The sequence below is a fragment of the Faecalibacterium sp. An122 genome, from assembly GCF_002160895.1.
Taxonomy (GTDB): Bacteria; Bacillota; Clostridia; order Oscillospirales; family Ruminococcaceae; genus Faecalibacterium.
This window is the reverse complement of the sequence record NZ_NFLL01000002.1, coordinates 21,563-45,610: the sequence shown is the minus strand read 5'-3', so window position 1 is coordinate 45,610 and position 24,048 is coordinate 21,563. Positions and strand designations below refer to the sequence as shown.

The following is a 24,048-nucleotide window of genomic DNA, read 5'->3' as shown; positions in this document are numbered from 1 at the left end:
TACTTCATTGCAAGCCGAAACATAGACCGGCGGACTGTTACAACGGAGTAACGGATGTGTTTCCGTTGCTCCGTTTTTGTTTTCTGTAGAAGCAGGGCTTTTGCAGAGCGGTCAACTTTAAAAAATAAAGGGGAGTTTTTCATGCGTCACATGCTTTCACGCCGCCAGTTTCTCAAATCTGCCGGCATGACCACCGCCACCGTCTGCACCGCCGGGCTGCTCAGCGCCTGCGGCTCCGGCTCCTCGGGATCTTCTTCGGGCGCCGCATCCGCCGACACCTCCAGCTACACTATTCTGTATTCCAGCCAGCCCTCCACCCTCAACTACCTCACCACCTCCTCCGACGTGGAAATGGTGGTGGGCGCCAACTGTGTGGACACCCTGCTGGAGTTTGACAACAAGGGCGCCCTGAAAGAGGGTCTGGCCACCTCCTGGGAGTTCGACGAAGCCACCCTTACCTGGACCTTCCATCTGCGGGACGAGAACTGGGTGGACATGAACGGCGAAGTGGTGGCCCCTGTCACCGCCCAGGACTTTGTGGACGCCCTGCGCTATCTGCTGACCCCCGACTATGCCGCCTCCAACGTGGGCCTGGTCACCTCCTACATTGCGGGGGCCGACGAATACTACAACTACCAGGTCAACCTGACCAACGCCAACAACGGCTATGTGGGCGACGACGGCACCACCTATACCGTGGACACCGCCGGCGTGGTCACGGTGGCCGCCCCCGGCGCCGAGGCCCAGACCTTCCAGCCGGTGGACTTTGACGCCGTGGGCGTCAAGGCGGTGGACGAGCACACCCTGACCTACACCCTGACCTACAATTTCCCCGGCTTCCTGAGCCTGCTGGTCTACCTGCCCTACGAGCCGGCCTACGGTCCCCTGCTGGAGGAGATGGGCGACCAGTTCGCCACCTCCGCCGAGACCACCTACAGCTGCGGCGCCTTCTATCTGGCCGAGTACATCCCGCTGGAGAGCTGGGTCATGAAGAAGAACCCCGAGAACTACGACGCCGACAACGTCTTTATTGAGACGGTGAGCCGCATCTACAACGCCGAGGCCGACGTCAACGGCCCCGAGATGGTCAAGCGCGGCGAGATCGACGAGGCCACCATCGGCGCCGACATTCTGGACAGCTGGCTGGCCGACGAGTCCACCAAGGACCTGGTGTCCATGGACCGTCCCAACACCAACTACACCTATTTCTACCTGTTCAACTTCATGCCCTTCTACCACGAGTTCTCGGGCCAGACGGTGGAGGGCCTGGACGACGCCTATGAGCCCGAAAACTGGGCCAAGGCCATCAACAGCACCAATTTCCGCAAGGCCTTCCTGTACGGCATCAACAATTCCGTCACCCTGGCCGTCACCGCTCCCGAGGGCTACGAGGGCTACAAGCTGAACACCGTCACCCCGCCCTCCTTCTGCGCCAACGACGACGGCGTGGACTACACCCAGTGCGGCGACCTGGCCTCCATCACCGAATTCTTCGACGAGGCCAAGGCCAAGGAATACCGTGACGCCGCCATCCAGGAGCTGACCGCCCAGGGCGTCACCTTCCCGGTGAAGGTCCAGCTGCCCTACAACCCCTCCACCAACAACTGGGACCGCCAGTGCCAGATCTTCAAGCAGCAGCTGGAGGGCGTGCTGAACGACGGGGCCGACTTCATTGACATCATCATCACCGAGGGTCCCTCGGACAACTATCTGTCGGCGGTTCGCCGGGCCGGCAAGTACTGCTTCCAGCTGTGCAACTGGGGCGCCGACTACTCCGACCCCGAGACCGAGACCGATCCCTTCTACCAGGCCGCAGGCGAGCGTGGCGGCCGCTACGCCTATCTGCGGACCGGCGTGGAGGACGGCTTTATCACCGGCGAGACCGCCGACGCCATCATGGCCTACATGACCGCCGTGGAAGAGGCCAAGGCCATCACCGGCGACATCAACGCCCGGTATGACGCCTTCGCCAAGGCCGAGGCCATGCTCATCAACAATGCCCTGGTCATCCCCATGGGCATGAGCGTGCCGGCCTACCTGGCCACCCGCCTGAACTACTGGGAGGGCCAGTACGCCTCCACCGGCTTCTCCAACAAGCGTCTGAAGGGCATCCACGTGCTGGACCACTACGTCTCCATGAGCGAATACGAGGCCAACCGCGACGCCCGCTGACGTCTCTTTGGCTCACAGGCTGCAGGGGCCGCACCCGTGCAAATCCGGGCGCGGCCCTTTATTTTGTCCCGCGGCGGGCTCTGATGCCCTCCGCTGAGAAAGGAAGTGCGCAAACCCTATGGCGAGCTATCTGGCCAAGCGCATTGGGCACTCGATTTTGACCCTGTTCATCATCGTGACGCTCGTGTTCTGCCTGCTCCGGCTGATGCCGGTGGAGGGCTATTTTGCCAACTACGAAAAAATGACCGAGACCCAGATCCAGGCCGGCCTCCAGTCCATGGGCCTGCTGGACCCCCTGCCGGTCCAGATCTTCCGCTTCTGGCGGGACGCCCTCCAGGGTGATCTGGGGGTCAGCCACATCTACCGGGTGAATGTGCCGGTGGTGGACATCCTCAAGGACAAGCTGCCCATCTCGATCCAGATGGGCGTGCTGGCCATGCTGGTGTCTCTGGTGGTGGGCATCCCGCTGGGATCGGTAATGGGCCGGTTCAAGCACCGGCTGCCCGACAAGATCGGCACGGCGGTGGTCATCCTGATTCAGGCCGTCCCCGCCGCCGTCTACTACCTCTATATCCAGATGTACGGCACCACCGCCCTCAACATCGGCCTGCTGTTCAACGCCGACCGCTGGCAGTACTGGGTGCTGCCGGTGTTCTCCATGAGCCTGGGCAACATCGCATTCTATGCCATGTGGCTGCGGCGGTACATGGTGGACGAGAGCAACAAGGACTATGTGCTGCTGGCCCGGGCCAAGGGCGTCAGCGAGGACCGCATCGCCCTGAAACACATCTTCCGCAACGCCATGGTCCCCCTGGTGCAGTATATCCCCTCGGCGTTCCTGAACACGGTGGTGGGCTCCATCTACATTGAGAGCCTGTACAGCATCCCCGGCATGGGCGGCCTGCTGGTCACCTGCGTCCAGCGCCACGACAATACCATGGTCCAGGGCATCGTCCTGCTGTACGCCTGCGTGGGCATCATCGGCCTGATTCTGGGCGACCTGCTGATGGTCCTGATCGACCCGCGGATCTCCCTGGCCAAGAAAGAAGGTGGTCGCTGATGCTGTTCTTTTTCAAAAACGCCAAGTCCGCCCCGCTGGAAGCGGCCCTGAACCGCCAGCAGGCGGCCGACGGGCCCGACGCCTGGGCCCATCTGCCCGAGGAGGAACTGTTCACCCCCGCCGGGTTCAGCGAAAAGCAGGCCGAGGCCACCGCCTACTCCAACTACAGCTACTGGGGCAGCACCCTGCGCTCCTTCTTCAAGAACAAGTTTGCGGTGGCGCTGCTGATCGCCCTGGTGGCGGTGGTGGGCTTCGCCTTCCTGCAGCCCCATCTGCCCGGTCAGGTGGACCCCAACTACTGCCGTGTGGACCCTGACACCGGCATCCAGCTGCGGAACGTGGCCCCCGGCGTGGACGGCTTCATCTGGGGCTCCAACGCCATCGGCCAGGATCTTTGGGCCCGCATCTGGGCCGGCACCCGCACCAGTCTGGTCATCGCTTTCTTTGTGGCCATGATCGAGGCGGTGGTGGGCATTACGGTGGGCGTGCTGTGGGGCTATGTCCGGCAGCTGGACTTCTTCTTCACCGAGCTGTACAACATCTGCGACAACATCCCCTCCACCATCATCCTGATCCTGATCTCCTATGTGGCCAGCCCCAGCGTCCCCACCCTGATTCTGGGCATGTCCCTCACCGGGTGGATCGCCATGGCCCGCTTCATCCGCAACCAGATCCTCATCATCCGGGACCGGGACTACAACGTGGCTTCCCGCTGCATCGGCACTCCCACCTTCCGCATCGTGCTGCGGAACCTGCTGCCCTATCTGGTGTCGGTCATCATGCTGCGGATGGCCCTCACCGTCCCCGCTGCCATCGGCAGCGAGGTGTTCGTCACCTACATCGGCCTGGGCCTGTCGGTGGAGACCCCCTCTCTGGGCAACCTCATCAACGACGGCCGCCAGGTCATGATGCAGGCGGGGCTGCGCTATCAGCTGATCTATCCCACCATCATCCTGAGCTTTGTCACCATCGCGTTCTATCTGATCGGCAACGCCTTCTCGGACGCCGCCGATCCCAAGAACCACATGCAGTAAAGGAGGGCTGAAATTATGGACAACCAAACTCCCATCCTTTCGGCCCGCAATCTCCACATCTGCTTCAACCTGCGGGGCCGGGTGCTCCACGCCATCCGGGGCATCGACCTGGACATTTACAAGGGCGAGGTCCTGGCCATCGTGGGCGAGAGCGGCTCGGGCAAATCGGTGTTCACCAAGTCCTTCATGGGCCTGCTGGACGCCAACGGCTCCATCACCGAGGGCACCATCGACTACTATGGCGCCGACGACGGAAAAACCATCCGTCTGTCCGGCCTGAAAAAGGAAAAGGACTGGCTGAAGGTCCGGGGCCACGAAATCGCCATGATCATGCAGGACCCCATGACCAGCCTGAACCCCCTGAAAACCATCGGGGACCAGATCGCCGAGGCGGTGGAGCTGCACCAGCATCTGAAAGGCAAAGCCGCCCGGGAAAAGGCCATCGAATACCTGCGGGACGTGGGCATCCCCGACCCGGAGCGCCGGGCCAAGCAGTACCCCCATGAGTTTTCGGGCGGCATGCGCCAGCGGGTGGTGATCGCCATTGCGGTGGCCTGCAACCCCCAGATTCTGATCTGCGACGAGCCCACCACCGCCCTGGACGTCACCATTCAGGCCCAGATTCTGGAGCTGCTGAAGGAGATGCGGGTCAAGTACAACCTGACCATCGTCCTCATCACCCACGACCTGGGCGTGGTGGCCAACATCGCCGACCGGGTGGCGGTCATGTACGCCGGGGACATTGTGGAGATCGGCACCGCCGACGAAATCTACTACGACCCCCGCCATCCCTACACCTGGGCGCTGCTGTCCAGCATGCCCCAGATGGGAGTCAAGGGAGAGGACCTGTTCAACATCCAGGGCACCCCGCCCAACCTGTTCGCCGAAATCCGCGGGGACGCCTTTGCGCCCCGGAACCCCCAGGCCCTGAAAATCGACTTTGTCAAGCAGCCGCCCTACTTCACCGTCAGCCCCACCCACCGGGCCAAGACCTGGCTGCTGGACCCCCGGGCGCCCAAGATTGAGCCTCCGGCGGTGGTGCAGCGGCTGCGAGAGGAGGGAATCTGAATGCCGGAACCCAACAAGGAAGTCCTGCTGGAGGTCAAAGACCTGGAGGTGACCTACGGCACCGGCCGCAAGAAATACCGGGCGGTGTCCCGGGCCAACTTCACCATCTACAAGGGCGAGACCTTCGGCCTGGTGGGCGAGAGCGGATCGGGCAAAACCACCATCGGCCGGGCCATCATGCGGATCATCCCCACCTCCGGTGGCCAGATTCTCTACAAGGGCCAGCAGATCAACGGCAAAATCTCCAAAGAGCTGGACCGGAAGGTCATCAAGGAAATCCAGATGATTTTCCAGGACCCCCAGTCCTCTCTGAACGAGCGGGCCAAGGTCAGCTACATTGTGGGCGAGGGCCTGATGAACGTCCGGCCCGACCTGACCGCCGCCCAGCGGGAGGAAAAAGTCCGCCAGGCCCTGCTGGAAGTGGGCCTTCTGCCGGAATTCGCCTCCCGGTTCCCCCACGAGTTCTCGGGCGGCCAGCGCCAGCGCATCGGCATCGCCCGGGCCCTGATCGTGGAGCCGGACTTCATCATCGCCGACGAGCCCATCTCGGCCCTGGACATGTCCATCCGGGCCCAGGTGCTCAACCTGCTGCGGCATCTCCAGCAGCAGCGGGGCATCACCTATCTGTTCATCGCCCACGACCTGTCGGTGATGCGGTACATTTCGGACCGGATCGCCGTCATCCACAAGGGCGACATTGTGGAGCTGGCCGACGCCGAGGAACTGGTGACCCACCCCATCCATCCCTACACCCGCAGCCTGCTGTCCGCCATTCCCATGCCCAGCCCCCGCCGGGAACGGGGCAAAAAGCTGCTGGTCTATGACCCCTCCATCCATCACTACGACGCCTGCCCGCCCGAGTGGCGGGAGCTGCGGCCCCGCCACTGGGTGCTGTGCAATGCCCAGGAGGCCGGCGCCTGGCTGGAGGAACCGTGACTTTTATTTCATAAACCGCCTGCCGGGCCATGCCTTTGTCAAAAAGGGGCATGGCCCGGTACTTTTGTTTCAAAAATGGGCTGCGTTCACTCTTTAGACAAAAGTTTCTGTTATACTGGCATCCAGCGGCGGGGGCTCCGGTGTTTGTATTGACTTGCCCCTTTCCGTGCTTCTATAATAAGGGATGTGCGGGGTCCGCCGTCACAGCCACATCCGGCCTGACCCCCATCCACGCATCCGTCCATGAAAGAAAGGAATACTATGCCTGTCACCAAAGAGCTGGTCTATGCATCCCAGGCAAAGCCCTGGCTTGGGTCCTATGACCCCAAGTTCCGGGATATGCCCGTTCCTGAATGCACCGCATTTGAGTACGTCTGCCGCCAGAACAAAGGGCACCTGTCGGATATCGCCCTCAGCTATTACGGCAACCAGATCACCTACGCCTCCCTGTTCGTCCAGGTGAAAAAGACCGCCGCCGCCCTCCGGGCCGCCGGCGTCCGCAAGGGCGACATCATCACGGCGGTCAGCGTCATGACCCCCGAGCTGATCTATCTGTTCTACGCCGTCGACATGGTGGGCGCCACCCTGAACCTGGTGGACCCCCGCTACAGCCCCGACGGCATCCACGAGTACATTGAGGAAGCCCAGTCCAAAATGCTGATCTCCCTGAGCGTCTGCTACGACAAGTGCCATCAGGCCGTCCGCCGGACCACCGTGGAGAAGATTCTGCTCCTTTCCCCCGCCGACTCCCTCAAGGGACCCATGAAGCTGGCCTACATGGCCGCCAACCCCGACCGCAACCGCTACGCCTCCAACGTCATCCCCTGGAAGCAGTTCATGGCAGCCGGCAAGGACGCCAGTACCGCCAGCGAGCCCTTTGACCCCAAGCACAGCTGCGTCATGGTCCACACCGGCGGCACCACCGGCTCCCCCAAGGGGGTTATGCTGGGCGACACCGCGTTCAACGCCATCGCACAGCAGTTCTCGGCCTTTGAGGCTCTGTTCTCCCGCCAGCAGCGGCTGCTGAATGTCATGCCTCCCTTCATCGCCTACGGCTACGCCTGCGGCGTCCATCTGCCCCTGTCCCTGGGCCTGACGGTGGTCATCGTCCCCAATCTGGACCCCGCCGAGCTGGGCAAGCTGATCCTCAAGCACAAGCCCTCCCACATGTTCGGCGTGCCGTCCCACTATCAGGTGCTGGCCGCTGACCCCCGGATGAAGAACAAGGACCTGTCCTTTGTGCTGAACCTGGCCTGCGGCGGCGACGCCATCTCGGTGGGCGCCGAGCGGTCGGTCAACGACTTCCTGATCGGCCACGGCGCACCCTACGGCCTGGCCAAGGGCTACGGCATGACCGAGGTGTGCTCGGCCGCCACCGCCGCCGCCGGCATCTACAACAAGCCCGGTTCGGTGGGCCGTCCCCTGCCCAGCACGGTGGTCTCCATCTTTGAGCCCGGCACCGAAAAGGAACTGCCCATCGGCGAGCGGGGCGAGATCTGCATCTCGGGCCCCTCCATGATGCAGTGCTACTACAACAAGCCGGACGAGACCGCTTTCGTCATGCGCAAGCACGCCGACGGCCGGGTCTGGGTCCACAGCGGCGACATCGGCTACATGGACGAGGAGGGCTATGTCTTCCTGGACAGCCGCATCAAGCGGATGATTATCCGTCACGACGGCTTCAAGATCTTCCCCTCCATGATCGAGAATGTCCTCAGCACCCATCCCGCCGTGGCCAACTGCTCGGTGGTTGGCTGTGTGGACAAGGACCACGTCCAGGGCCGTCTGCCCCTGGCCTACATCGTCCTGAACAAGGACTGTCAGAAGAAAAAGCGCCAGATCATCCGGGAGCTGCGGGCCATGTGCGCCGACGAGCTGCCCGAATACATCCTGCCGGTGGCCTATAAGTTCATCGACCAGCTGCCTCTGACCCCCGTGGGCAAGGTGGACTATCTGGAGCTGGAAAAGCAGGTCACCCCCCGGGACTACTAAGTCCCCCGACTGGAAACACAGCGGCTCTGTGCAGGGAGCCGCCTCCCAATTGAACCCGGCGGACGGCCTCTCCGAAACGCCGTCCCATCAAGCCGCACCTGTATGACAGGCAGCTGAGCCGAGCGCGTCCAGTGGACGAAACAGCGAGGCGAAGCTGGCGCAGCGGTCTGAATTTTCAAGCATCATCTTTGATGCGCTGAAAATTCAGGGCACCGCAAGAGGCTAACATACCGAGCGCGTCCGGCAGGCGAAGCTGGCGCAGCGCTCCACTTTTTGCAAGGGCATTTATGCCCGCAGAAAAAAGTGGCTAAGCGCAAGAGGACAACACAGCTGCTGCGTTCCATTGTTGAAACGAAAAGCTGTATTTTGTGCCGCGCTTTTAAAAATGCAGCGCGCCGCAAAACCGGCTCTGTGCAGGGAGCCGCCTCCCAATTGACCCCGGCGGACGGCCTCTCCGAAACGCCGTCCCATCAAGCCGCACCTGTATGACAGGTTGCGGCTTTTTTATTTGAAATTTCCCCGCCCGGGGTTGACATTTGGGGCCCGGGCATTTATGATGAAGAGGTAAAATTTCCCCAAAATCACGTAATTCGTCCTTATTTTACCGGCTTTTTGCCGAATTCGGGACGAAAAGGAGTCTGCTATGAAAAAACGCATTCTCAGCTTCCTGCTGGCGGCTGCTCTGGCGGCATCCTGTCTGCCCATGAGCGCATTTGCTGAGGAACCCGCCGCCCCTTCCGGCCCCGCATCCGTTGGCATCATCGGCAGCGCCGATGGCCCCACCGCCATCCTGATCTCCGAGACGCCCGAGACCGACGGTCCCGCGGCCCCTGCCGCACCGGAAGCCCCCGCCCCCGCGGCGGAAGCTCCGGCCCCTGAAACGCCCGCCGCGCCTCCCGCTCCCGATGCGGCCGCCGAGGATTCGGCCCAGCCCGCCGCACCGGAAGCCCCCGACGCCCCGGTCCTGGTGCCTGAGACCCCCGCCGAGGACGCCGCCGAAGGCCCCGAGGAGGACCACAGCCTCACCTACATCGCCTTTGGCGACAGCATCGCCGCCGGCGTGGGCCTGACCGGCTTCATGTACGACGATTCCAACGTGTTCTATGACATCCGCCCCAACTTCAAGGGCTATTCCAACGAGTGCTACGTCTCCTACGTGGCCGAGGCTCTGGGTCTGGACCGGGATCACGCCATCAACCTGGGCCTGCCCGCTCTGATGACCAAGGACCTGCTGGAAATGGTCCGGGACGGCCAGATGTCCGAGTTCAACCAGCCCGCCGGCACCTACTACTCCTATCCTGAGTTCCAGGACTACATCCGGGAAGCCGACGTCATCAGCATTGAGATCGGCATGAACGACGCCATGGTTCCCTTCATCGTCTCCATCGGCGAGGCCACCAACTGGAAGTCGGAGCAGCTGGCCAACACCATCGTATCGGGCGGCTACCGGGATATGTCCTTCTCCAGCTTCGTCCAGATGGTGCAGCAGCTGTTCAGCATCCGTCTGACCTTCAAGGAGACCTCCGACCTGTTCTACGCCCTGACCACCGGCGCCTCCAACGTCTGCCGCGACGCCTACACCAGCGTGGAAACCTATCTGCCCCAGATCATCGAGGCCATCCGCGCCCAAAACCCGGACGCACAGATCCTGCTGCTGGGTTGCTACAACCCCGTCCCCCTCATGTGGACCTGGAGCAACTTCTTCAACAAGTACAACCGCTTTGTCCGTGATCTGGCCGAGGATACCGGCTGCACCTATGTGCCCATCCCCCGCACCAAGGTCGCCAACGACGGCCATCCCACCATCGCAGGCCACAAGTACATCGCCCGCCAGATTGTGGACGCCATCGAGCAGTAAAAAATTTTTTCGGACACTTTTTTCAGATTTTTCCGCGTCCCCGGAGTTTCTCCGGGGATTTTTTATTGCCCGGGCGCTGTTTCAAACGCACGTTATTGCGTTTATTTTCAAGTGTGCAGCGGTACCCGCACAAAAATCCGAAAAAATTTTCCCATTTTTGCTTGACAGATCCACCCGGTTGTGCTATTATACTTCTCGCAGCCTGTGCCGAACGGCTGTCCCTGATATAAAACCCCATGGGATAAGGACATGCGCCCGTAGCTCAGCTGGATAGAGCAACTGCCTTCTAAGCAGTGGGCCGGGGGTTCGAGTCCCTTCGGGCGCATTGCTGTGGTGCCCATAGCGTAGTCGGTTAACGCGCCAGATTGTGGATCTGGAGATCGAGGGTTCGAGTCCCTCTGGGCACCCCACCAAACGACATCCGCTTTTGCGGATGTCGTTTTTTTTTTTCCCTCTTGTTCCCTCTTGACAGCTCCGCCGCCCCTGTGGTAAGATAAGGCCGTTAGATATAGCTAACCTTCTCCCCGACGGGAGAGGCCCTCCGGCGCGCGGCGCCTTCTTTTTGGGCCAGGAGGTTAGTATAAACTTACCACATTTCACCGGGCCCCGGCCCCAGACCAAGAGGTACAACCCATGGAGAGAAATTTCGAGACCGTCATGATCGAGCAGTGCTCCCCCGTGCTGGCGGGGATCAAACCGGCCAATCTGTTCCGGTATGTGACCCGGGACAAGGCGGGGCTGTACCGGACGGTGGAGGACTGGAACGCCCAGCTCAACGGCCGCGGGCTGCATCTGCGGGTGATGAAGGAATGTCCCCACGGGGAGTGGTATCTCCTCTACCTCTACCGGCCCGCCCGTCTGGGCCCCATTCTGGCCGGGGAGGAAACCGGCCGCTTTCTGGAACAGGAGGGCTACACCCTCCCCGCCCGGCCCGACAGCCCCGCGGGCTGTCAGGTGCTGCTGGACCAGCTGGCCCGGCGTCTGGAATGCGGGGGCGAGTTCCCCCACGAAATCGGGGTGTTCCTGGGCTACCCGCTGGCCGACGTCATCGGGTTCATCCGGAACCGGGGGCAGAATTTCACCTTCTGCGGCTTCTGGAAGTCCTACAGCGACCCCGACGACGCCCGGCGCTATTTCTGCCAGCTGAAAAAGTGCACCGACGTCTACCTCCGGCTGTTCCACAGCGGCACCCCCATTCTCCGGCTGGCGGTGGCGGCGTAAGTTGTGCCAAACCTGCCCAAAAAATCCGGTCCCTGGAGGGAAACAAGTTGTTTGTTTTCACAAACTTACTGATTTTTCGCAAAAGCGATTGACTTTTGAAGTTAGTAAGTATAAACTTACTGCCAGAACGAAGTTTGACAAAGAGAACCAACAGGAGGAATTGCCTATGATGCCCCTGACAACAGCCCGGCCGGGCGAGACGGTGACCATCCGGCGGATCACCGGACGGGACCAGGTGCGCCAGCACCTGGCGGAGCTGGGTTTTGTGGTGGACAGCGACGTGACGGTGGTGAACGAGATCGCCGGCAGCCTGATTCTGCAGGTGAAAAACGGCCGGATCGCGCTGGACAGCCAGATGGCCAACCGGATTCTGTACTAAGGCAAAGCGGCCGCCCTGCCGGGGCGGCGGTTTGGATACAGCAACAATGTGGGAGGAAAACGCTATGAAAACCCTGAAAGACGCCAAGGTGGGCCAGACAGTAACGGTGGCCCGGCTGAACGGAACCGGCCCGGTCAAGCGGCGGATCATGGATATGGGCATCACCAAGGGGGTCCAGATCTATATCCGAAAGGTGGCCCCTCTGGGGGACCCCATGGAGCTGAACGTCCGCGGCTATGAGCTGAGCGTCCGCAAGGCCGACGCCGAGATGGTGGAAATCAACTGAGGACAGCGGAGAAAGGAGAGACAGCAGATGGCACAGATCAAGATTGCCCTGGCGGGCAACCCCAACAGCGGCAAAACCACCCTGTTCAACGCCCTGACCGGCTCCAACCAGTATGTGGGCAACTGGCCGGGCGTCACGGTGGAAAAGAAAGACGGCCGCCTGAAGGACCACAAGGACGTGGTGATTCAGGACCTGCCGGGTATCTATTCCCTCTCCCCCTACACGCTGGAGGAAGTGGTGGCCCGGGGTTATCTGGTGAGCGAAAAGCCGGACGCCATCCTGAACATTGTGGACGGCACCAACATCGAGCGCAACCTCTACCTCACCACCCAGCTGATCGAGCTGGGCATCCCGGTGGTGGTGGCGGTGAACATGATTGACCTGGTCCGCAAAAACGGGGACCAGATCCATCTGGACAAGCTGGGCCAGGCCCTGGGCTGTCCGGCGGTGGAGATCAGCGCCCTCAAAGGCGAGGGCTGCAAGGCTGCCGCCCAGGCGGCGCTCCGGGCCGCCCAGAGCCGTGCGAGCGTTCGCCTGCCGGCGGTCTTCACCGGCGAGGTGGAACAAGCTCTCCAGGCCATCGAAGCCCTGCTGAAGGGCAAGGTGGAGGAGCGGTTCCTCCGGTGGTATGCCGTCAAGCTCTTTGAGCGGGACGAGAAGGTCACCGCCGAGCTCAAGCTGGACGAGGCTGCCGCCGCAGGCATCGAACAGGCCGTCGCCGCCTGCGAAAAGGAGCTGGACGACGATGCCGAGAGCATCATCACGGGTCAGCGCTACGCCTTCCTCCACGGCGTCATGCAGAAAGCCTACACCCGCAAGGCGCGCAAGGACAACCTGACCGCCTCCGACCGGATCGACCGCATCGTCACCAACCGCATCCTGGCTCTGCCCATCTTTGCGGTGGTGATGCTGGCCATCTACACCATCGCCATGGGCAGCACCGCCTTCTCCTTCGGCACCATGGGCACCGACTGGGTCAATGATGTGCTGTTCGGCGAGATCGTACCCCCTGCGGTGGAGGGCTTCCTGGTGTCCATCGGCTGCGCCGACTGGCTGGTGGGCCTCATCAACGACGGCATTGTGGCCGGCGTGGGCGCAGCCCTGGGCTTTGTGCCCCAGATTCTGGTGCTGAGCTTCCTGCTGGCCATCCTGGAGGACGTGGGCTACATGGCCCGCATCGCCTTCGTCATGGACCGGATCTTCCGCCGGTTCGGCCTGTCGGGCAAGAGCTTTATCCCCCTGCTGGTGGCCTCGGGCTGCGGCATCCCCGGCGTCATGGCCTCCCGCACCATTGAGCAGGACCGTGATCGCAAACTCACCATCATGACCACCTGCTTCATCCCCTGCAGCGCCAAAATGCCCATCATCGGCCTGCTGGCCGGCGCCATCTTCGGCGGCAGCAGCCTGGTGGCCACCAGCGCCTACTTCATCGGCGTGGCTGCCGTGGTCATCAGCGGCGTGATGCTCAAGAAAACCCGTGCCTTTGCCGGCGACCCCGCCCCCTTCGTGATGGAGCTGCCCGCCTACCATGTGCCCGCCTGGGGCAACGTCCTGCGCTCCACCTGGGAGCGCGGCGCCTCCTACGTCCGGCGGGCCGGCACCGTCATCCTGGCTTCCACCGTGGTGCTCTGGTTCCTGCAGGGCTACGGCTTTGTGAACGGCGCCTTCGGCGCGGTGGAGGACGCCAACGCCTCCCTGCTGGCCGCCATCGCGGGCGTCGTCGCCCCCGTCTTTGCGCCGCTGGGCTTTGGCAACTGGCGTGCTACGACCGCCTGCGTGGGCGGCCTGATCGCCAAGGAGAACGTCGTTTCCACCCTGGCCGTCACCTTCGGCGTGGCTGAGGTCGCGGAGAACGGCGACGAGATCTGGAGCCTCATTGCGGCCAATTTCACCGCCCTGGCCGCCTACAGCTTCATGGTCTTCAACCTGCTCTGCGCCCCCTGCTTTGCCGCCATGGGCGCCATCAAGCGGGAAATGAACAACCCCCGCTGGACGGCCTTTGCCATCGGCTACATGTGCGCCTTTGCCTACGTCACCTCCCTGATCGTCTATCAGCTGGGCGGTCTGGTGACCGGCGAAGTTTCCTTTAACCCCTTCACCGTGGTGGCCCTGGTCCTGCTGGCCGGGCTGCTGTACCTGGTGTTCCGCAAGAATCCCTACGAGGACGGCGACGGCGTCCGCCTGCGCAAAAAGACTGCGCTGCAGGCCTGAGCCCCTCGTTCCCATTGCTTTCCCACAAGGAGGTCCTGCCGTTATGCTGGAATTTATCACCGCCAACCTCTCCACCATTCTGGTGGCCGCTGTGGTCTTTGGCCTGACGGGGCTGTCGCTCCGGGCCACCATCCGCAGCATGCGCTCGGGCAAGTGTTCGGGCTGCAGCAGCTGCGGCGGCCATTGCAGCGGCAGCTGCCACGGCTGCGGCCACTGACCCTCCCCGAAAGGAGCTGGTTCCCCCATGGAACTTTCCCCCGCCCATCTGCGCTATCTGCTGGCCATCTATGAGGCCGCCCGGACCCAGCGGGACATCTCCTCCCGCACCATCGCCGAGCGGCTGGGGGTGACCCGGCCCTCGGTGGCCCGGGCCCTGGGCCAGCTGATGGAGCGCGGGATGATCGTCAAAGCCCATTACGGCAAAATCTATCTGACCGACCGGGGCTCCTTTGTGGCACGCCGGGTCCAGCAGCAGCTGGACAGCGTGCTGGAAAACTTTCCTCCTTTGGCGCTGGACGCCGCCCCCCTGACCGACCAGGAAAAACGCCAGGCAGCCCTGGCCCTGGCCGCCGCCCTGCCGGAACGTCTCTACTCCGGCGCCTACCAAAACCTCCTGGACGACGCCAGCGTCTGATCCCATCAAAAAGACCCTGCCCGGACCAAACGGTTCACGGACAGGGTCTTTTTGTTTTGTACCGTTACAGCAGCATGCCCAGGGCCCCCAGGCCGAAGCCCAGAACCGCGCCGGCGGCCACATCCCTCACCCAGTGGACCCCGGCCAGCACCCGGGTGACGCAGATGGCCAGGGCCGACACCGTCAGCACCCCGGCCACGGCAGAGTTCACCGGCAGCCAGGCCATGGCGATCACCGCGCCGCTGAGGGCGTGGCGGGAGGGAAAGGACTTGCCCCCGGTCTCCTTGGGCAGCAGAGGGGTGAAGCCGGGCTGCTGGTAGGGCCGAGGCCGGTTGAGGGCGGCCCGCAGGGCGCTGCCCCCCACAAACACCACCCCCGGCACCAGGACTGCCCGGGCCAGCAGCTGCATACAATCCTCACCGGCGGCTGTGCGGGCCGCCAGCAGCCCCAGCAGGGCCAGATACATCCCGGCCTGGGCCAGCGGCAAAAGCCTCGTACAGGCCGCCAGAGCCGCCCTGGCGGCGGGCCGGGCGGCAAACCACCGGTACACCCGGCTGTAGCGCTCAGGACTCACAGCGGCCCCCTCAGAAACAGGTGTCGAGGTATTCCTCGATGTCAAAGGGATCGGGGGCGGCATCCTTGCGCAGATAGAGGGGGTGGTGAGGATGCCCCTTCTTGCTCCGCTTGCCGATGGTGACCCAGGGGATGTTTTTCTCCCGGGTGAGGGCCACCATCTCCCGCATCAGCCCCGGCAGGTAGGCCCGCTTTTCGATCAGGGTGCCCCAGGCTGCCCACATGGTGGGCTGGGTCTGGCTCAGCACCGCTTCCAGCCAGCGCAGGTTCTCATCGCAGAGGGCACGGTCGGGAGTCTGGTCCATGTCGTTGGGATCGGTGGCCCGCTGGGGGTAGACGTTGAACATGATCCAGCTGTCAAAGCCATTGGCCGCCGCCAGCCGTTCCACGCTCTTGACGGTGGGGTCCAGCGCCCCGGGCTGGGCGGTGCTGGGATTGATGCCGATGCACACCAGGGGCCGCCGGCCCGGCTTTCCCAGCACAAACCGGTAGGGCATGTACACGTGGGGCTCATAGTACCACAGGCCCCCGGCGTATTCCCCCGCCTCCAGGACGGGAAGTTGTTTTGTCTCCATAGCGTTTTGGATTCCCTTTCGTTTTTTCTTCTATCCTACCTGAAAACCCCGCCCGGCGCAAGATGCAAAAAAGCCCGCAGGGCCAAACGCACCCGCGGGCAGGATTCACTTTCAGGCCAGGAACGCAAACCACACAAAGGAAACCACAATCGCCGCCAGCATCAGCAGCATGGCCCCGCTGGAAAAGCCGGTGGTCACCGAGGTTTCTCCGTGCTCATAGGTCAGCATCCGGCGGTACTGTTCCAGGAACGAGTCGTCCACGTCCCCATAGAAGTGCCTCCACAGCCCGGGGCGGCCGCGGAGCAGCTGCCAGTCGGTGAGGATGCGCACAAAAAACACCAGGCCGAAGGCGAACATTGCAACGCATATCCACTCCCAGGGGTACAGAGATCCCAGTGCCTGATGCAGTTCATCTGCATCGAGGAAATACAGGATTGCAATATACTCCATCGTATTCAGAAAATGCTGCGTCAAAGGGCCTCTTGGCAGTTCCATACACCCGGCCTCCTTTCGGTCTTTGGGGAACAACTTGTATGACAAGTTTATTATACCGCCCGCCGCCGGGGAAGTAAATGGACGGTTTTCACGTATTTTTCACGTTTTTTTGTTCTTTTGCCCCAGGCCGGGGCCGGGTTTTTATGCATTTTCCCGCTTTTGTAAAAATGGGTGCGGCTTTTCCTTCACGGCCCATGCTTCTCCTAAAGACAAAAACAGGAAAATGTGGTATACTGAAACCAGGACGCGCCAAACTTGGACGTTCTGTGTGTGATTTTCGGCTTTTCGATCTTTGAGAAAGGAGCCTTTATCTTATGTCTTTGGAAGAATACAAACTCGCCCTCAAGGCAGGTCAAAAGGACTACCGGGCCCACGTCGCCCGGGGCCAGAGCCCTTACCTGCCGGTTCTGGACGATATTCTGGTGAACGTCAAGATTGTGGCCACCGAGCCCCTGGGCCTGGTGAACATGCCCAGCGAGAGCATCGTGGGCACCAAGACCAGCGGCCGCCACACTGCCTTTGCTCCCAACTTCATGCCCCTGCTGGACGTGGACACCGAGTTCGCCAGCAAGTGGTCGGTCCTGTGCGAAGCGCACCTGGAGGAGGGCATCCGCAACCCGGTCACCGCCTATGAGTTCCTCAACCAGTTCTATATCGAGGAGGGCAACAAGCGGGTGTCGGTGCTCAAGCACTTCGACGCCGCCAGCATCCCCGGCACCGTCACCCGGCTGATCCCCGCCCGCAACAACAGCCTGGAGAGCCGCATCTACTACGAGTTCATGGACTTCTACAAGCTGTCCAAGGTGAACATCGTCCAGTTCTCCCGCCCCGGTAGCTACGCCAAGCTTCAGAAGCTGGTGTGCAAGGCCTCGGGCGAGGAGTGGACCGACGAGGACCGCAAGAACTTCAACGCCCTGCACACCAAGTTCCGCCAGCAGTTCCGCGCCCTGGGCGGCGCGCGGCTGCCCCTGACGGTGGGCGACGCTCTGCTGGTGTACCTGTCGGTGTACCGCTATTCGGACGCCTGCGACTCCACCCCCGCCCAGATCAAGGAGAATCTGGCCCGCATCTGGGACGAGATCACCGTCCTGACCAAGGACCAGGCGGTGGAAGTGGTGCTGGAACCCGCCTCCGAGCCCGCCGAGGGCCGGCTGAGCCTGTCCAAGCTGAACATCTTCATTCCCCGGCCCAGCGAGCTGCATGTGACCTTCCTCCACGAGGCCAACGAGACCAACAGCGCCTGGGTCCGGGCCCATGAGAAGGGCCGCAGCGCCCTGGCCAACACCTTCACCGACCGGGTGATCCTCTCCTCCCACGAGAACGTGGACCCCCATGTGGACGCCGAACAGATTCTGGAGGAGGTGGCCCACAACGGCGCCGACGTGGTGTTCACCACCAGCGTCCGGATGCACACCGCCTGCCTGAAGGTGGCCGCCCAGCATCCCAAGATCAAATTCCTCAACTGCTCCCTGAACACCCCCCACCCGCTGGTCCGCACCTACTATCCCCGGACCTACGAGGCCACCTATATCCTGGGCATGCTGGCCGGCATCCTGTCCCCCACCAACACGGTGGGCTATGTGGCCAACAACCCCATCTACGGTATCCCCGCCGCCATCAACGCCTACGCCCAGGGCCTGCGCTCGGTGCGGCCCGAGGGCAGGGTCCTGCTGCGGTGGGCCTGCCTGCCCGACCCGGCCCATCCTCTGGACTTCTCGGACCGGGAGGACGTAACCCTCTTTTACGCCCGGGACAGCCGCGAGGCCCCCGACACCCACCGGGACTACGGCCTGTGCCAGCGTCTGCCCGACGGAGTCCTCCGTCCGGTGGGCCTGCCCCAGTGGCGGTGGGATGTGTTCTATATCGAGATCATCCGTTCCATTCTCAACGGCAGCTGGGACGAGGCGGACACCAGCAAGGCCATCAACTACTGGTGGGGCATGAAGAGCGGCGCCGTGGGCATCCAGTACAGCGACGGGCTGCCCGGCGGCCCCCTGCAGCTGCTGGGCCTGATGGAAACCCAGCTCCACAGCGGCCTGCTGACCATCTTCCCCTCTAAAGTGTACGCCCAGGACCACCGGATGCACTCCCCCCAGAAGATCGTCTACACGCCCAAGGAGCTGATGCTGATGGACTGGCTGGACGCCTGCGTGGAGGGCGCCCTGCCCAGCTACGACCAGCTGGACGTGAAAACCCGCACCCTGGCCGACATCTGCGGCCTGGACGTCATCAAGGAGGACGCGGACGGCACAGCGGCGCCGTCCAAGATCTGATCCCCCTGTCTGCAGTACGAAACGACAAACGGTAAAAGGAATTTAACAGAACGGAGCATGAAGGAACGTGAAGATACTCGCTATATCAGACGAAGCCTCCAAGGCGTTGTGGTGTCCGCAATGCCGCGAACGGCTGGAAGACATTGACCTGATCCTCTCCTGTGGGGATTTACCCCGCAGCTATCTTGAATTTCTGACCAATTTCACAGCCGCGCCCATCCTCTATGTCCACGGCAACCACGACGCAGCCTACGCCAAGCAGGAGCCCGGCGGCTGCATCTGCGTGGACGACGAGGTCTATGTCTGGAAAGGCCTGCGGGTGATGGGCCTGGGCGGCTCCATCCGCTACAACCGGGAGAGCCCCTACCAGTACACCGAACAGAAAATGCGCCGCCGGATCGCCCGGCTGCGGCCCAAAGTCCGGCGTCTGGGAGGCATCGACCTGCTGCTGACCCATTCCCCCGCCAAGGGCCTCAACGACGGCACCGACCTGCCCCACCAGGGTTTTGACTGCTTCAACAGTCTGCTGGAGGAGCTGCAGCCCCAGTGGTTCGTCCACGGGCACATCCATCTGTCCTACGACTGCCGCCTGCCCCGGGTCTGTTCCCACAACGGCATCACCGTCATCAATGCCACCGAGCGCTATACCTTCGAGGTTCCTGATTTCGAGGACCGGCCCATCGGCAAGTCCTTCTCGCTCCGCTCGTTCCTTACCACCTTTGCCCGATAAGTCAAATCAAAAAAGGCCCGTCCTGCGGTTCACCATGAGCCGCGGGGCGGGTCTTTGTGTATGTAAGCGATGGGGTGGATCTGAAAACGCCTCCGCGCCGTCTCCTCCTGCCCCAAAGCGCATCTGCCGCGTTGCAGTCGCTTGCATTCCACAGAGGAGTGCGGCGTTCCTGCGCCTTGCAGCTGCATCTTTGGGGCGAACGGTCCGGCACGTCTGCATTCTCAGATTCATCCCGGGGTTATTTCAGGCTGACGTCGTGGCGGGTGGGCTGGCCGGCGGCAAAGGCCCCGGCGCTCTCAAAGACGCCCCGCACCATGCTCTCCACGTCCTCGTCGGTGTAGAAAGCGGTGTGGCAGGTCAGCAGCACATTGGGGAAGCTGCGCAACAGGGCCAGTTCGGGGTTGGCGATGGGGTCGCCGGAACGGTTGTAGTAATACAGGCCGTTCTCGTTCTCCAGCACGTCCAGCGCGGCGGCTCCCACCCGGCCGCTCTCCAGGGCGGCGATCAGGGCATCGCTGTCGATGAGGGTGCCGCGGGCGGTGTTGACGATCACCACGCCGTCCTTCATCTTGGCCAGGGCGGCCGCGTCAATCAGGTGATGGTTGGCTTCGGTGGCGTTGGTGTGGAGGGTGATGACGTCGCTCTGGGCAAACAGGGTGTCCAGGTCCACGTATTCCGCATACTTGGCGGCCTCCTGGTTGGGGTAGAGGTCATAGGCCAGCAGTTTGCAACCGAATCCCGACAGGTGCTGCAGCACCGTCCGGCCGATGTTGCCGGTGCCGATGACGCCCACGGTGCAGCCGGACAGGTCCCGGCCGATCTTCCCCTTGAGGGAGTAATCCTGCACCTCGCCCCGCTTGAGGATATGGCCCACACGGCGCAGGGACATCATCATCAGCATGATGGCAAAGTTGGCCACGCCCCGGGGCGGGTAATCCACGTTGGAAACCTTCATCCCCAGTTCGCGGGCCTTCTGGCGGTCCACATGGTCGTAGCCGATGGACCGGCAGCAGATATACTTGACCCCCAGCTGGTGGAACCGCTCCACCATGGCGGCGCTCATGTCGCAGGGCGTCATCGAGACGGCGTCACAGCCGGCGGCCAGGGCGGCGTTTTCCAGGTTGGGGTATTCCTCACAGCCCTCAAACGCGATGCCGGTCTCGGCGCTGAGCTTCTGCGCACAGGGCAGCTCGTCGTAGGGGCGGAGGGTATAAAAGAAAATCTTCATTTGGCATTCCACCTTCCCAGTCTCTTTGTATGGGTTTCCCCGCCCCTAATGATAGCACGTTTTGGCCCGGCGCGGCGGGGTGTGCAGAGTGAATTTTTCTCACCTGTGGGATGAGCGGCCCACGGCACCGCGGGCCTTGTAAAAGGGCGAAAAATGGAGTATGCTAAAGAGCGGACCAAATCCAAACTGCACCGCCGCCCCGGTCCGGGCCGGGAAATTTTCCAGGCCGGACGGCTGAAAGGAGATCTGTTATGCGCGCTTACGAACGCCTTCTGCGGTACGCCAGAGTGTATACCACCTCAGACCCCACCACCGGGGCCCATCCCTCCACCGAACGCCAGTTCGACCTGGCCCGTCTGCTGGTGGACGAGATGAAAGAGATGGGCATTGAGGATGCCGCTGTGGACGAGCACTGCTATGTATACGGCAGCATCCCTGCCACCCCCGGCTGTGAGAACCGGCCGGCCCTGGGCCTGATCGCCCACATGGACACCGCCCCCGACGCCTCGGGCGAGAACGTCCAGCCCGTGATCCATGAAAATTACGACGGCCAGGACGTGGTCTTGCCCGGCACCGGCGCAGTGATGAAGGTATCCACCTTCCCCTTCCTGGCCTCCATGAAGGGCGAGACCCTCATCACCTCGGACGGCACCACCCTGCTGGGCGCCGACGACAAGTCGGGCGTGGCCGAAATCCTCACCGCCGCCGAGACCCTGCTGCAGGGTGAGATCCCCCACGGCAAGATCTGCATCGCCTTCACCCCCGACGAGGAAATCGGCGAGGGCGCCGACCTGTTCGACATCCCCCGCTTCGGCGCCGACTTTGCCTATACGGTGGACGGCGGCGATGTGGGCGGCATCGAGTATGAGAACTTCAACGCCGCCTCGGCCACCGTCACCATCCGGGGCCTGTCGGTTCATCCCGGCAGCGCTAAGGACACCATGATCAACGCCTCCAACGTGGCCATGGAGTTCCACATGGCCCTGCCCCTGATGGCCCGTCCCGAGACCACCGAGGGCCGCCAGGGCTTCTATCACCTGTGCCAGATGTACGGCGACGTCAACGAGGCCAAGCTGGGCTATATCCTGCGCGACCACGACGCCGACTGCCTGGAATACAAAAAGAGCGAGCTGCAGCAGATTGCGGCCTGGCTCAACAGCCGTTATGGCGAGGGCACCGTCACCGTCGAAATCAAGGACGGCTACCGCAACATGATCGAGAAGATCAAGCCCCACTTCCACCTGGTGGAGACCGCCCGCACCGCCATCCAGATGGCCGGTCTGGAGCCGGAGGAAATCCCCGTCCGGGGCGGCACCGACGGCGCCGTCCTGAGCTGGAAGGGTCTGCCCTGCCCCAACCTGGGCACCGGCGGCTTCAACTTCCACGGCGTGTTCGAGTGCACCACCGCTGAGCGGATGGACAAGGCCACCGAAGTGCTGCTGAACATCATCAGCCTGTACGCCAAGTAAAAACACAGCGCCCCGTACCTGTTTGTCAGGCCCGGGGCGCTTTTGCGGGGTTTTTCAGAGGATTTTCCGCAGCAGATACCGGTCAAAGCCGCCGTACATGGGCCGGCGGCAGACGATCTCAAACCCTTCGGCCAGGGCGTTGCGGAGGCTGTAGGCGTTGTCGGGGCTGACGGTGGCCCCCAGGCCCACAATCCCCTCCGGCAGCCAGCCGCAGGCTGCCCGGGCCATGGTCCGCTGCAGGCCGTTTCCCCGCCAGGCCGCGCAGACCACCACGCTGTCGGCGTTGGCCCAGCGGGGCCATTCCGCCGGGGGCAGGCCCATGAAGGCGGCGTAATTCTCCGGGCTGGAGCCCATGCACCGCAGGGTGAAGTAGGCCCCCAGGGTTTCGCCGTCCCACACCCCCACGCAGACCCCATCCGCCATGCAGGCCGCCAGCTGGTCCCGGGTGTCGGGCACAAACTGTTCCGGGTGAGGCATCCCGGCGTGAACCTCCCGCTGGAGCTGCTCCATGGCGTCCAGGTCCTCCGGACCGCAGCGCCGCAGCTCCACCGGCAGATGCGCCGGCTGACCGTTCACCTTTTCCAGGACTAAATCCATCTTGGTTTCCTCCCTTTGCACTGTGCATCGCGGCTTTTGTTTCCCAGTATAATCCCGGTTTTAAATCCTGTCAAATTATGGTATAATATCCGAAGGATATTACTTTTAATCGGCGCGAAGCGCCTACTTTGTACCACAGGAGCGTCAGCGACTATGGTATAATATCCCAAAGGATATTACTTTTGATCGGCGCAAAGCGCCTACTTTGTACCACAGGAGCGTCAGCGACTATGGTATAATATCCCAAAGGATATTACTTTTGATCGGCGCAAAGCGCCTACTTTGTACCACAGGAGCGAAGCGACTATGGTATAATAACTGCAAAAGCAGTTATTTATTCCAATCGGCGCACAGCGCCCACTTTGTACCACAGGAGCGTCAGCGACTATGGTATAATATAAAAGGATATGACTTTTCACAGCGCGGCCGCGGCGCTGGACAATCAAATTCACACGATGCGGAGCCCGCCGTCTGGGCGGCGGGGAAAGGAAGGCATTGCCATGAAGGAACCCACCCCTGACACAACGGTCCGCCTGGGCGGAACGGTCATCAGCGACCGCGTGGTCGCCCAGCTGCTGGAGGAACTGCGCACCGGCCGTTACGCCGGCGCAGACCGTCTGCCCGCCGAGCTGGACCTGGCTGCAGAGCTGGGCGTCAGCCGGACGGTCATCCGGGACGCCCTCAGCACCATGGAGCGGGCCGGCTATGTGGAGCGGGTCCGGGGGATCGGCACGGTGGTCAACCGCGCTGTTCTCTCCCTGCGCAGCAGGCTGGACCAGAAACTGGAATATTACCCCCTGATCCGCTCGTTCGGCAGCTACCCCCACGCCGACGGCATCCAGGTCCAGCCCATCCGGGCCAGCGAGGACCTGGCCCGCAGCCTGGGTCTGGAGCCCGGGGCCGAGGTCATCTGCATCCGCAAACGGGTGCTGGCCGACTCCACCCCCGTCATCTACTCCATCAACTACCTGCCCAAGGCCCTGCTGGGCGGGCGGGACTACACCCGCCTGGATCTGGCCGGCTCCATCTTCGATGTGCTGGACCAGGTCTGCGGCCAGCAGGTCTCCTCCACCGTGGCCCACATCAAGGCCAGCTGCGGGGACGATACCATCCGTTCCGCCATGCGCCTGGCCCCCGGCGAGGCCATGCTGCTGCTGGACGAGGTGTGCTACACCCGTCTGTGCCGGCCGGTGCTGCGCGCATTCAGTTATTACACCAATTTCTTTGATTTTTCCATCTTACGCAAGCTGTTATAAG

General features: G+C 62.6%; 22 protein-coding genes and 2 tRNA genes. 19 read left to right on the top strand and 5 right to left on the bottom strand.

Going from position 1 to position 24,048, the window contains the following annotated elements:
- Window positions 1-141: 141 nt before the first annotated feature.
- The 15 genes from B5E67_RS02195 to B5E67_RS02130 all read left to right on the top strand — a co-directional run bounded on the left by B5E67_RS02195 (window position 142) and on the right by B5E67_RS02130 (window position 14,851).
- Window positions 142-2,172, top strand: coding sequence for an ABC transporter substrate-binding protein (locus tag B5E67_RS02195; protein ID WP_087382419.1), 2,031 nt, complete (start codon window positions 142-144; stop codon window positions 2,170-2,172).
- A gap of 118 nt (window positions 2,173-2,290) precedes the next feature.
- Window positions 2,291-3,232, top strand: a complete 942-nt coding sequence (locus tag B5E67_RS02190) for an ABC transporter permease (RefSeq protein WP_087245242.1) — start codon at window positions 2,291-2,293, stop codon at window positions 3,230-3,232.
- Complete coding sequence (locus tag B5E67_RS02185) at window positions 3,232-4,266, top strand: ABC transporter permease (RefSeq protein ID WP_087382416.1); 1,035 nt, start codon at window positions 3,232-3,234, stop codon at window positions 4,264-4,266. The genes B5E67_RS02190 and B5E67_RS02185 overlap by 1 nt, the downstream gene beginning before the upstream one ends.
- A gap of 15 nt (window positions 4,267-4,281) precedes the next feature.
- Window positions 4,282-5,334: an ABC transporter ATP-binding protein gene (locus tag B5E67_RS02180; RefSeq protein ID WP_087245238.1), complete on the top strand. Its 1,053-nt coding sequence runs from the start codon at window positions 4,282-4,284 to the stop codon at window positions 5,332-5,334.
- Window positions 5,335-6,270 carry an ATP-binding cassette domain-containing protein gene (locus B5E67_RS02175; protein ID WP_087382413.1) on the top strand — a complete coding sequence of 312 codons (936 nt, stop codon included), beginning with the start codon at window positions 5,335-5,337 and terminating at the stop codon, window positions 6,268-6,270. It begins immediately after the preceding gene.
- Between the two features lie 261 nt (window positions 6,271-6,531).
- The gene (locus B5E67_RS02170; RefSeq protein ID WP_087382410.1) at window positions 6,532-8,262 is read left to right on the top strand and encodes a class I adenylate-forming enzyme family protein; all 1,731 of its coding nucleotides are present in this window, start codon (window positions 6,532-6,534) and stop codon (window positions 8,260-8,262) included.
- Between the two features lie 643 nt (window positions 8,263-8,905).
- Window positions 8,906-10,120 (top strand): GDSL-type esterase/lipase family protein, encoded by a 1,215-nt coding sequence (locus B5E67_RS02165; RefSeq protein ID WP_087382407.1) that lies wholly within the window; start codon window positions 8,906-8,908, stop codon window positions 10,118-10,120.
- Between the two features lie 251 nt (window positions 10,121-10,371).
- Window positions 10,372-10,445: transfer RNA gene (locus B5E67_RS02160), tRNA-Arg, on the top strand.
- A gap of 8 nt (window positions 10,446-10,453) precedes the next feature.
- A tRNA-His gene (locus B5E67_RS02155) sits at window positions 10,454-10,530 on the top strand.
- Window positions 10,531-10,753: 223 nt separating this feature from the next.
- Window positions 10,754-11,341, top strand: a complete 588-nt coding sequence (locus B5E67_RS02150; RefSeq protein ID WP_087245231.1) for a DUF3793 family protein — start codon at window positions 10,754-10,756, stop codon at window positions 11,339-11,341.
- A gap of 166 nt (window positions 11,342-11,507) precedes the next feature.
- A complete protein-coding gene (locus B5E67_RS02145) occupies window positions 11,508-11,720 on the top strand; it encodes a FeoA family protein (protein WP_087245229.1) in 213 nt (70 codons plus the stop codon).
- A 64-nt stretch (window positions 11,721-11,784) separates the two neighbouring features.
- The gene (locus B5E67_RS02140) at window positions 11,785-12,006 is read left to right on the top strand and encodes a ferrous iron transport protein A (RefSeq protein WP_087245227.1); all 222 of its coding nucleotides are present in this window, start codon (window positions 11,785-11,787) and stop codon (window positions 12,004-12,006) included.
- Window positions 12,007-12,033: 27 nt separating this feature from the next.
- Complete coding sequence (feoB, locus tag B5E67_RS02135) at window positions 12,034-14,217, top strand: ferrous iron transport protein B (RefSeq protein ID WP_087382404.1); 2,184 nt, start codon at window positions 12,034-12,036, stop codon at window positions 14,215-14,217.
- A 43-nt stretch (window positions 14,218-14,260) separates the two neighbouring features.
- A complete protein-coding gene (locus B5E67_RS15380; RefSeq protein WP_143405370.1) occupies window positions 14,261-14,434 on the top strand; it encodes a FeoB-associated Cys-rich membrane protein in 174 nt (57 codons plus the stop codon).
- Window positions 14,435-14,461: 27 nt separating this feature from the next.
- Window positions 14,462-14,851, top strand: coding sequence for a MarR family transcriptional regulator (locus B5E67_RS02130; RefSeq protein ID WP_087245223.1), 390 nt, complete (start codon window positions 14,462-14,464; stop codon window positions 14,849-14,851).
- A 64-nt stretch (window positions 14,852-14,915) separates the two neighbouring features.
- Here B5E67_RS02130 and B5E67_RS02125 read toward each other — a convergent pair whose 3' ends face one another.
- From B5E67_RS02125 to B5E67_RS02115, 3 genes are all read right to left on the bottom strand, one after another.
- Complete coding sequence (locus B5E67_RS02125; RefSeq protein ID WP_087382402.1) at window positions 14,916-15,425, bottom strand: phosphatase PAP2 family protein; 510 nt, start codon at window positions 15,423-15,425, stop codon at window positions 14,916-14,918.
- Window positions 15,426-15,435: 10 nt separating this feature from the next.
- Window positions 15,436-15,999 carry a DUF1643 domain-containing protein gene (locus tag B5E67_RS02120; RefSeq protein ID WP_087382399.1) on the bottom strand — a complete coding sequence of 188 codons (564 nt, stop codon included), beginning with the start codon at window positions 15,997-15,999 and terminating at the stop codon, window positions 15,436-15,438.
- 111 nt (window positions 16,000-16,110) lie between these two features.
- Window positions 16,111-16,494 carry a hypothetical protein gene (locus tag B5E67_RS02115; RefSeq protein WP_143405369.1) on the bottom strand — a complete coding sequence of 128 codons (384 nt, stop codon included), beginning with the start codon at window positions 16,492-16,494 and terminating at the stop codon, window positions 16,111-16,113.
- Window positions 16,495-16,808: 314 nt separating this feature from the next.
- On the opposite strand from B5E67_RS02115, the gene B5E67_RS02110 reads away from it, so the two are divergent.
- Both B5E67_RS02110 and B5E67_RS02105 read left to right on the top strand, forming a co-directional pair.
- Window positions 16,809-18,767 carry a BMP family ABC transporter substrate-binding protein gene (locus tag B5E67_RS02110; RefSeq protein WP_087382394.1) on the top strand — a complete coding sequence of 653 codons (1,959 nt, stop codon included), beginning with the start codon at window positions 16,809-16,811 and terminating at the stop codon, window positions 18,765-18,767.
- Between the two features lie 67 nt (window positions 18,768-18,834).
- Window positions 18,835-19,497 carry a metallophosphoesterase family protein gene (locus B5E67_RS02105; RefSeq protein WP_087245213.1) on the top strand — a complete coding sequence of 221 codons (663 nt, stop codon included), beginning with the start codon at window positions 18,835-18,837 and terminating at the stop codon, window positions 19,495-19,497.
- A 238-nt stretch (window positions 19,498-19,735) separates the two neighbouring features.
- Here B5E67_RS02105 and B5E67_RS02100 read toward each other — a convergent pair whose 3' ends face one another.
- Window positions 19,736-20,725 (bottom strand): D-isomer specific 2-hydroxyacid dehydrogenase family protein, encoded by a 990-nt coding sequence (locus tag B5E67_RS02100; RefSeq protein WP_087245211.1) that lies wholly within the window; start codon window positions 20,723-20,725, stop codon window positions 19,736-19,738.
- A 251-nt stretch (window positions 20,726-20,976) separates the two neighbouring features.
- Here B5E67_RS02100 and pepT point away from each other — a divergent pair, with 251 nt between their 5' ends.
- The gene (pepT, locus tag B5E67_RS02095; protein WP_087364620.1) at window positions 20,977-22,194 is read left to right on the top strand and encodes a peptidase T; all 1,218 of its coding nucleotides are present in this window, start codon (window positions 20,977-20,979) and stop codon (window positions 22,192-22,194) included.
- Between the two features lie 54 nt (window positions 22,195-22,248).
- Here pepT and B5E67_RS02090 read toward each other — a convergent pair whose 3' ends face one another.
- Entirely contained in the window at window positions 22,249-22,791 is a 543-nt protein-coding gene (locus tag B5E67_RS02090; protein WP_087382391.1) for a GNAT family N-acetyltransferase, read from the bottom strand.
- A gap of 500 nt (window positions 22,792-23,291) precedes the next feature.
- Here B5E67_RS02090 and B5E67_RS02085 point away from each other — a divergent pair, with 500 nt between their 5' ends.
- Window positions 23,292-24,047 (top strand): GntR family transcriptional regulator, encoded by a 756-nt coding sequence (locus B5E67_RS02085; protein WP_087382389.1) that lies wholly within the window; start codon window positions 23,292-23,294, stop codon window positions 24,045-24,047.
- Window position 24,048 lies beyond the last annotated feature (1 nt).